The 8,516-nt window shown below is 38.8% G+C and carries 6 protein-coding genes; 3 read left to right on the top strand and 3 right to left on the bottom strand.

What is annotated here, in order from left to right:
* Positions 1-489 precede the first annotated feature (489 nt).
* The 3 genes from J0656_RS05810 to J0656_RS05800 form a co-directional block, all read right to left on the bottom strand.
* Positions 490-846 carry a hypothetical protein gene (locus J0656_RS05810; RefSeq protein ID WP_207032207.1) on the bottom strand — a complete coding sequence of 119 codons (357 nt, stop codon included), beginning with the start codon at positions 844-846 and terminating at the stop codon, positions 490-492.
* A 167-nt stretch (positions 847-1,013) separates the two neighbouring features.
* Complete coding sequence (locus J0656_RS05805) at positions 1,014-1,547, bottom strand: GNAT family N-acetyltransferase (RefSeq protein ID WP_207032206.1); 534 nt, start codon at positions 1,545-1,547, stop codon at positions 1,014-1,016.
* A 231-nt stretch (positions 1,548-1,778) separates the two neighbouring features.
* A complete protein-coding gene (locus tag J0656_RS05800) occupies positions 1,779-2,171 on the bottom strand; it encodes a hypothetical protein (RefSeq protein ID WP_207032205.1) in 393 nt (130 codons plus the stop codon).
* A gap of 727 nt (positions 2,172-2,898) precedes the next feature.
* Between J0656_RS05800 and J0656_RS05795 the strand changes: the two genes are divergently transcribed.
* The 3 genes from J0656_RS05795 (at position 2,899) to J0656_RS05785 (ending at position 8,460) form a co-directional block, all read left to right on the top strand.
* Positions 2,899-5,085 carry a GH92 family glycosyl hydrolase gene (locus J0656_RS05795; protein ID WP_207032204.1) on the top strand — a complete coding sequence of 729 codons (2,187 nt, stop codon included), beginning with the start codon at positions 2,899-2,901 and terminating at the stop codon, positions 5,083-5,085.
* A gap of 125 nt (positions 5,086-5,210) precedes the next feature.
* Positions 5,211-7,613 carry a PA14 domain-containing protein gene (locus J0656_RS05790; RefSeq protein ID WP_207032203.1) on the top strand — a complete coding sequence of 801 codons (2,403 nt, stop codon included), beginning with the start codon at positions 5,211-5,213 and terminating at the stop codon, positions 7,611-7,613.
* A 118-nt stretch (positions 7,614-7,731) separates the two neighbouring features.
* Positions 7,732-8,460: a GntR family transcriptional regulator gene (locus J0656_RS05785; RefSeq protein WP_207032202.1), complete on the top strand. Its 729-nt coding sequence runs from the start codon at positions 7,732-7,734 to the stop codon at positions 8,458-8,460.
* Positions 8,461-8,516 lie beyond the last annotated feature (56 nt).

Here is an 8,516-nt window from a genome sequence, read left to right as displayed (position 1 = left end):
ACAGAAAAGAGTGTATCACATATAGGATGCCGAGCAAGTTATACTAAAAGAAAAAAGTGGTTTAAGACAAAAAGAACATATTGACTATCTTTGAGAAACTGGACTATGGCTTTTCATAGGATGCATTGTTGCCTACAGTACTTTTTGTTTTATCTGCCTTTTCTTAAACGGACGTATTTGTATTCCACGTTTTTGTGATTCAGCGTCCTGCTTCGGTTCCACGTGTTGTTTTTCGGTCGTTTTTTCCGTAGCGCTATTCAGTTCCACGCAATGTTTGGAATCAGATTTTCAATCCCGTTTTCTTTAAGTTTTCTTTTCGTGTTTCTGTTTTCATTCCTCATTTTCAATTTTTCTACTCCCCAAAAGTACATTTGATTAACGCATCATACATTTCTTGAATTTTTTTCAGGACATTTAATGTATGAATCTTCTTCGATATTTTTGATATCAAAGCTTATTACGTTCACTTTACCTCAATAGGAAGATAAATTATATTTTCGATAAGGGGATATCAACATTCCAAATATCATCATGTAACTCTTCTAGTTCTGCCACGTCATCACCAAAGTTCCTTCCAAACCAAAATATGGCCTCCAGTACACAATATTGCCCCTTATCCAAATATATAAAACCTATCGTATCATGCTTATTCATACTACTTCTGGCTTGTCTTAAAACACCCAATACTTCGGCAAATATATTTTCTTCAATGTCTGGGCGCATACAGAAAAAATCACTCTCCATTGGATTATTTTCAATATACGTCGCTATCGCAGTCGCTAGATAAAGGGAATCCCTACCTATTTCCAGTTTAATCGGATTGTCATTCTCTATAATTTTAATCATGTTATTTACATTCCACGTATTGTAGGCAAAACGGTCAAGGCTATGAACAGTTGGGGTTATTATGCCTTAACTTTTCGTTTAAGCACCGACCTTTATTTTATGCTCATACTTTCGTTTTATCACTTTTGCCCCAATTGTTTATAGCCAATGTTATGTGTTCGGCTTTTTTATTCATTCTTTATTTTAGCGTAAATGTCTAAACTTATAAATTTTCCGTTTTTGATTTCGCAGTCTTTCATTGTTCCCTCGTGTTGAAAGTCAAGCTTAGCCATTGCGTTTTTGCAATTTACGTTTTCCGATTCCACAAACCCTTCAATTCTATGAAGTCCGAGTTTGTCAAAACCGAAGTCGCAAATTAATGGCATTGCGTCTTTCATAATTCCATATCCCCAAAATTCTGGCAACAACCAAAAACCGATTTCCGCTTTTTTATGTTCTTTGCTTAGACTGTTAAGTCCGCCTGCACCGTAGAAAGTTTTGTTGTCTAAGGAACAAACAGCAAACCACATTCCTGTTCCGTCTTTTTCAAGGTCAGCGAACCAAGTCATTTGTTCTTTTGTCGCTTCTAAACTGTCAAAACTTATTCCGTAATGTTTGATAACGTCAGTGTGTGAAAGTCCTTTGAAAACATTTTCTATGTCGTTCTCGTCAAATTGTCTTAGCAAAAGTTTTTCGGTTCGTTTTTTCGGATTTACTTTCATTTTAGGTTAAACTCTATTCTTTCGTGTTTTTTCTTAGCTGACACACGGTTCTCGGCTATGATTTCGTTGTGGTTGGCGGCTGGTGAGCGACGGCGTGGGCCAGTGCGATTTTCCAGCGAGCCATAGCCGCGTAACGAAAGCATTCCAGTTATTATTAGTTTTCTTAAAAGTAGGGAATTTAGTTCAAGGTAGGAGGTAACAATGAATTGTAGCCAGTGTTGTAGTGCGTTTTTAAAAATCAAAAAACTCTACATATGTTTTATATTCTTCCAGTTCAGCTAAATTAATTACGCTAAGTCTTGGTTCAGATTTTGCATAATAAACTTTGAATTTCATTTTTAGCTTTTCTCCAGCTTTTTTGTCGGTGTTACGAGAGACTCCAACACTATTTTGGTATTTTTTTCCATTCACAGTGTATTCATAGAGTAGTGCATCATATTGCCAGCCAGCTTCAAGATATTCAGTTATAATTCCTGTTGTAGTCCCTCTATCCTCAAATATTTGTTTCTGTTCCCAATATTGTTTTCCAATTCCGATAAGAATAATAACTGAGATTAAGCCAACAAATACTTTTCCAGATTTTTGTTCATTTTTAATGAAATCTAGTATTTTTCTATAATTCATATGTTATTCGGAATGGATTTTAAATGCACTACAACTTGTTTATATGCTGAACTTTGTTGGGCATATTCTTCCAAAATAGCTGGCTATGCCCAAATTTTGCAAATTATCGTTCCGTATAGATTTATGTTATTTTTCCGAATAAATGTAATACAGACATTATAATCGGTCATCAAATAAGGTATCAATATTATTCTCGTCCCGTTAACATGAACATACATACCCTATGTTTTAAGGAACATTAAGCTACAAAAATTTTAGATATAGTATCTGTCGGTTACACTTTTATAGAAAGTGTTACAAAGCGTTCAACTATAGATTGCCTTTGAGGATGAGTAATTAAGTTTTTAAAGTTGAAAACAGATAGCTTTAGATCATTACTGTTTTTATGGGTAGTTGAGCAGATAAAATACTCCAACATATTCAGTACTGGTTTCCACAAAAAAACTATAAAAAACAACGGCCTTGTTCTTATCCATGTACGTATCAGTATAGAAAAGCAAGGGTCTAACCACAGTATTCGCAACAAGGTCTTAGTGGATAATAGGTGTTATTCTACAAGTAAGTTACACTAATGCAATCCAGCTATTTTTTGAGCAGAAAAGTTGAAGTATCAAAATTAATTATTATGTTCGTACATAATAACGAAAAATATCCTCCATATTTATTCAGATGAAACAATTGCTGATCATTCAACAAGCGGGTGTTTCATCTCTTTTTAACCAATGCCATGAAAATTAAACAACCTATACTGTTTCTATGTATATCCGTGATATTAAGTTCGTGTAAAACAGATAAGACCAAGTCAGATGGTAAACCTGCACATCTTGATAAAACACCCTACGAATATGTGAATACATTTATGGGAACAGCGCCTCTTTTGGACGAGGCTATCATTGGATATACACCGCCCGAAGGTTGGAGGGTTTGGGCAGGTTTGACTTACCCAGGGTCATCATTGCCAAACGCTATGGTACAGCTAAGTCCAATCACGGAATATGGTACAGGAGCAGGTTATGAGTATGAGGATACTGAAATTTTGGGGTTTGCCCATACCAACAAGGGACACTGGAATTTATGCAATCTACCAGTTCTGCCTATTTCTTCCCAAGCAAAAGCTCCCTACAAAGGGACTTTTTCACATGATAATGAATCGGCTTCCCCCGATTTCTATCAGGTTCATTTACAGAATTATGATATCAATGTAAGATTGACTTCAACACTTAGGGCCGCCATACATGAATATCAATATGGGAAGGCTGATGGGAAAAGAATATTGTTTGATTTGGGAACTGCCAACAACCATGTTTCCCATTGGGAGATTTCCAAAGTATCGTCCAACGAAATCAGTGGTTTTCAGAAGGTGGGCAGGGATAAGATTCATTTTTTTGCCCGAATCGATGGTGCTATTGATAGCATTGCATCGACCAACCTTGGAAAACCCAAAGGATACGCTATAGTACATTTAAAGGACAATAGTAAGGAAAAAGTTACCATAAAGATGGGATTGTCCTATGTGAACGTTGCTAATGCAAAGCTGAATTTGGAAGAAGAAGTTGGGGCCAAATCTTTTGATGAAGTGTTTGGTGAGGGGAAAAAAATATGGTCGGATTTCCTTAATCAAATTGAGGTTGCGGGCGGATCCGAAAAGGAAAAGGAAATCTTCTACACCTCCCTTTATAAATCTTTTTTATGGCCAGCATTACGAAGTGACAGTAACGGAGACTTTGTGGATGCTTCAGGAAATATTCAGAATAAGGATTTTCAGTACTATACCATACCTTCATTATGGGATACCTATAGAAATAAAGTAGTGTTGATGGAGATTTTGAGGCCAGAAGTAACATCGGATGTTATCGAATCGCTTATCGACAGGGGGAAGGTTACCGGATTTATCCCTACATTTTTCCACGGAGATCATGCAGCATCTTTCATAACGGGGTCTTATTTGCGTGGCATAAAAGATTTTGATGTGGAAAAAGCATATGAGCTTCTACTTAACAATGCTTATAAAGAAGGAGGAACTCGTCCGTATATAAAAGAGTATATGGAACTAGGGTATATTTCGGATCCCAAAATACAGGAGCCCAACACCGAATCCAAAGGAAAGGCAGGGGTGTCCAAAACCTTGGAATTTGCCTATGATGATTATTCCCTTTCGTTATTGGCAAAAGAAATGGGTGATTCGGAACACCAAAATGATTTATTTGACAGATCTAACAACTATAAGAACGTATTTGACCGGAAAACCAATTTTATGCGGGGTAGATTGGCAAATGGAGATTGGATCACTCCCTTCAATCCAGAATACCCGTATTACGAGTATATGTACAGAGAGGCCAATGCCTGGCAGGTTTCTTTTTTTGTACCCCACGATATGCATGGCCTTATCGACCAATATGGAAGCAGTGAAAAGTTTGAGGAAAAACTGGACTCGCTCTTTTCCTATAAATGGAACCCCAACCATATTGCACGAAATGTTTCAGGGTTTATGGGGCAATATAGCCAAGGAAACCAACCAGGGCACGAGGCTCCGTTCTCCTATTATTTTATTGAAAAGCCAGAGAAATCCCAAGCGGTCATCGATAAATTATTGTCCGACTATTATGGAATTGGTAAAGAAGGCCTGGCACTTTCCGGTATGGATGATGCCGGGGAAATGTCTTCCTGGTACGTATTCAATGCATTGGGTCTATATCCGTTTTCCCCTACGGACCCTGAATACCTGGTTACTGTTCCCATTTTTGACACGGTAACCTGGCATTTGAAGGACGGTAAGAATGTGAAAATCATATTGGAAGGAAACACGAGAGCACTCAAAGGCATATATGTCAATGGAACAAAAATAGATGGCTACTTTATCGATCATTCCATATTTGAAAAGGGAGGAGAGGTTTTAATTCGAACAAAGAATTAATAGCAACGCTCATTGCCATAAAACAAATACCTTAGATAGAACAACCGAAACGCATTTAATAGATTATGAAATCATATTTTTTACACACAGGACTGTTATTCCTTATTTTGTTGACTAGCTGTAAAATGGAGGAAAAAAAAGATGGGTCGAACATGGGTTCCGAAGCCATTTTAAAAACCAGATGGACCGATCAGGTAGACCCAAACCATGTTTTGCCCGAATATCCCCGTCCTATCCAACAACGTAAGGAATGGATGAATCTAAACGGGTATTGGCAAATTGATACTTCTCCAAAGCAAGATATTCCTTTTGGTACGGCACTTTCGGATACTATTTTAGTTCCATTCGCGGTGGAATCCTATCTCTCCGGAGTCAAAAAAAAAACGGATGACCTTCTCTATCGCAGAACATTTACGGTACCGGAGGATTGGGATAATCAAGTCATATTGAATTTCGAGGGAGTGGATTATCATGCTACCATTTATGTCAACACACAAAAAGTTGGAGAGCATAAGGGCGCTTTCGACCACTTTTCATTTAATATCACCAAGTATCTAACTAAAGGTGAGCAAGAATTGATGGTCAAGGTTCATGATGCTTCCAATGATGGTTTACAGCCCGTAGGAAAACAGGTCAAAAAACCTGAAGGAATTTTTTATACTTCCACGACCGGTATTTGGCAAACGGTATGGGTCGAACCAGTTTCATCGAACCATATCCAGTCCTTCAAAGTGGAATCGGATATCGATAAAGGGCAAATTGATTTTTTTGCTGATACCACAGAAGGGAAAGGAACCATCAAGCTGGTCCTAAAGGATGGAGATCATTTGGTTACCGAAACAGAAGGCTCCCCAGGAGAGCATATTATACTTCAGGTCCCAGAGCCGAAATTATGGAGCCCAGAGCAGCCTTTTCTGTATGATTTGGAAGTACAATTGGTCAATGATGATTCCATTACCGATGAGTTTTCCAGCTATGTGGCCATGCGTAAAATCAGTTTGGGAAAAGATAAAAACAATGATACCAAGATACTATTGAACAACGAACCTTATTTTCAAGTCGGCGTGCTGGATCAAGGGTACTGGCCCGATGGTTTGATGACACCGCCTACAGAAAAAGCTTATATATGGGATATTGAAACCTTTAAAAAGATGGGCTTTAACTTGTTGCGCAAACATGCAAAAACCGAAAGCCAACGTTGGTATTACCTATGCGATAAATTGGGAATGCTGGTTTGGCAAGATATGCCGCAAGTTTACCCACACGAAGATTTTGAAGAAAGGCTTACCCCGAAAGACAAGCAGCAGTTTGAAAGCGAACTCAAAGCCATGGTGGATGATCTTTATAACTACCCGAGCATTGTGATGTGGGTCGTTTTCAATGAAGGGTGGGGACAGTACGACACAGAAAGGCTCACCCATTGGGTAGAAGATATGGATGAAACAAGATTGGTGAGCAATGCCAGCGGATGGACAGATCATAACGTTGGGGACATTATTGACATGCACAGCTATCCCGGCCCCGATATTTATCCGGTGGAAGAAAAGCGGGCGACCGTATTGGGAGAATTTGGAGGCCTTGGATTGGCAGTTCCAGAACACCTATGGCAGTCGAACAATTGGGGCTACCGTGAGATGACGGATACGTTGGAGTTTAAAAACTCATATCAAGAACTGTGGGACAATGTATGGCATATGAAACAGGGCAATGCGGCAAGTGCAGTGGTGTACACGCAGCTATCCGATGTGGAAGGGGAAGTAAATGGTCTGGTAACCTATGATCGTGAAATCATAAAATTGCCCGTGGAATTCCTTTATAATGTTCATAACGATAATATGGTTTCCCCGGTAGTCATTTCTTCCGATCACTCGTTGTTTTTGGAGCATGAGAAAGTCGCATTGGCAAATCGAAAAGGAGAGACCATATACTACACGCTAGACGGCTCAGATCCTACAGATAGTTCAAATAAATATACCAAACCCATATGGGTCAATGCAACATCATTGCTGAAGGCAAGGTCTATAGACGGTAATGAAAAGAGTAAAGTAACGCAGAAGCAGTTTGAAAAAGTAGACTCCTTGAATCCACCACAGTTTCAACTGGGTGACAATTTTCAGGAGGGCTTGAAATATTCTTATTACCAAGGGCAATGGGATTATCTGCCAGATTTTAGTCAACTCGAATCATTGAAATCAGGTATTGCAGACGGCATTGGTTTGGACAAAGCAACTCGGGAGAGCGATTTTGGCTTGACATTCGATGGGTACGTTCGCCTTATGGAGGATGGTATTTATACCTTTCATTTGACATCGGACGATGGTTCCATGCTATGGATCAATGATAAGAAGGTCATTGAACATGATGGGCACCACGCCATGGATACCAAAACGATAGATCTACCGCTTCAAAAAGGATATCATAAACTTTCGCTCCATTATTTCCAAGCTAAGGGAGGATTGGGATTAGATGTAAAAATCATAGGACCGGATGGCAGGAACATGTCAAAGGACAACTATGTACATAACTAATAGAGTATTCCCAGGTTTCTTTTAAATGTTGATGCATATAAATGAAAAACGCTGATATAGTGTTATTTTTGATTGTATGTGCAAACATTAAAAAGCAGTATTATAATTTAGATGCCAAATGAAATTTGAAATAGACCACAAAAGTCCAGTTCCCTTGCACGCCCAAGTTGAGCAATTGCTCCGTGAATTAATAGCACAGGAGGAATACCAAAAGGGAAAGACACTTCCCAGCGAAGTTGAATTGAGCAAACGACTGGCAATCTCCAGATCTACCGTGAGGCAAGCAGTCAAAAAGCTTGTATTTGAGGGGCTGTTGGTCAGGAAGAAAAAGGCAGGTACTCGAGTTGCACCACAGCCTGTAAGTTCGCGTTCCAATAATTGGTTGAGCTTTTCGCAGGAAATGAAAGTAAGGGGGATTCCGATACGGAATTTTGAACTGCATTTAAGTTGGGTAAAGCCCCCCTCCAATGTTGTTGACTTTTTTAATATTCCTGAAGACAAAAAAGTTCTTAAGATGGAACGGGTAAGAGGAAAGCCAGACGAGCCTTTCGTTTATTTTGTATCCTACTTTCATCCCCGAATTGGGCTAACAGGTGAAGAGGATTTTAAAATGCCCCTGTATGAGATGCTTGAACAAGAGCATTCAACAATAGCGTCACTATCCAAAGAAGAAATCAGCGCAACAGCATCCAATGAGTTGGTGTCCCAAAAACTTGAAATTGAAATAGGAACTCCTGTGTTGTTCAGAAAACGATTTGTTTTTGATCAAGGGGAACGCCCCATTGAGTTCAATTTTGGCTATTATAAATCCGATAGTTTTATTTATTCGGTTGAAAGTAGTCGATAGGGGATTGTTAAATTCCTAATATTATCCTCAATAATCAAGCACTTTCCAAATTACAA

Source organism: Flagellimonas aurea (assembly GCF_017313785.1).
Classification (GTDB): domain Bacteria; phylum Bacteroidota; class Bacteroidia; order Flavobacteriales; family Flavobacteriaceae; genus Flagellimonas; species Flagellimonas aurea.
Note: the sequence above shows the minus strand (reverse complement) of the source record. Positions and strands in the feature narration are given on the sequence as shown.

Coding starts and splice junctions, on each gene's coding strand:
- J0656_RS05790 (WP_207032203.1), top strand. CDS start 5,211: ATGGAGGAAAAAAAAGATGGGTCGAACATGGGTTCCGAAGCCATTTTA.
- J0656_RS05810 (WP_207032207.1), bottom strand. CDS start 846: ATGATTAAAATTATAGAGAATGACAATCCGATTAAACTGGAAATAGGT.
- J0656_RS05805 (WP_207032206.1), bottom strand. CDS start 1,547: ATGAAAGTAAATCCGAAAAAACGAACCGAAAAACTTTTGCTAAGACAA.
- J0656_RS05800 (WP_207032205.1), bottom strand. CDS start 2,171: ATGAATTATAGAAAAATACTAGATTTCATTAAAAATGAACAAAAATCT.
- J0656_RS05795 (WP_207032204.1), top strand. CDS start 2,899: ATGAAAATTAAACAACCTATACTGTTTCTATGTATATCCGTGATATTA.
- J0656_RS05785 (WP_207032202.1), top strand. CDS start 7,732: ATGAAATTTGAAATAGACCACAAAAGTCCAGTTCCCTTGCACGCCCAA.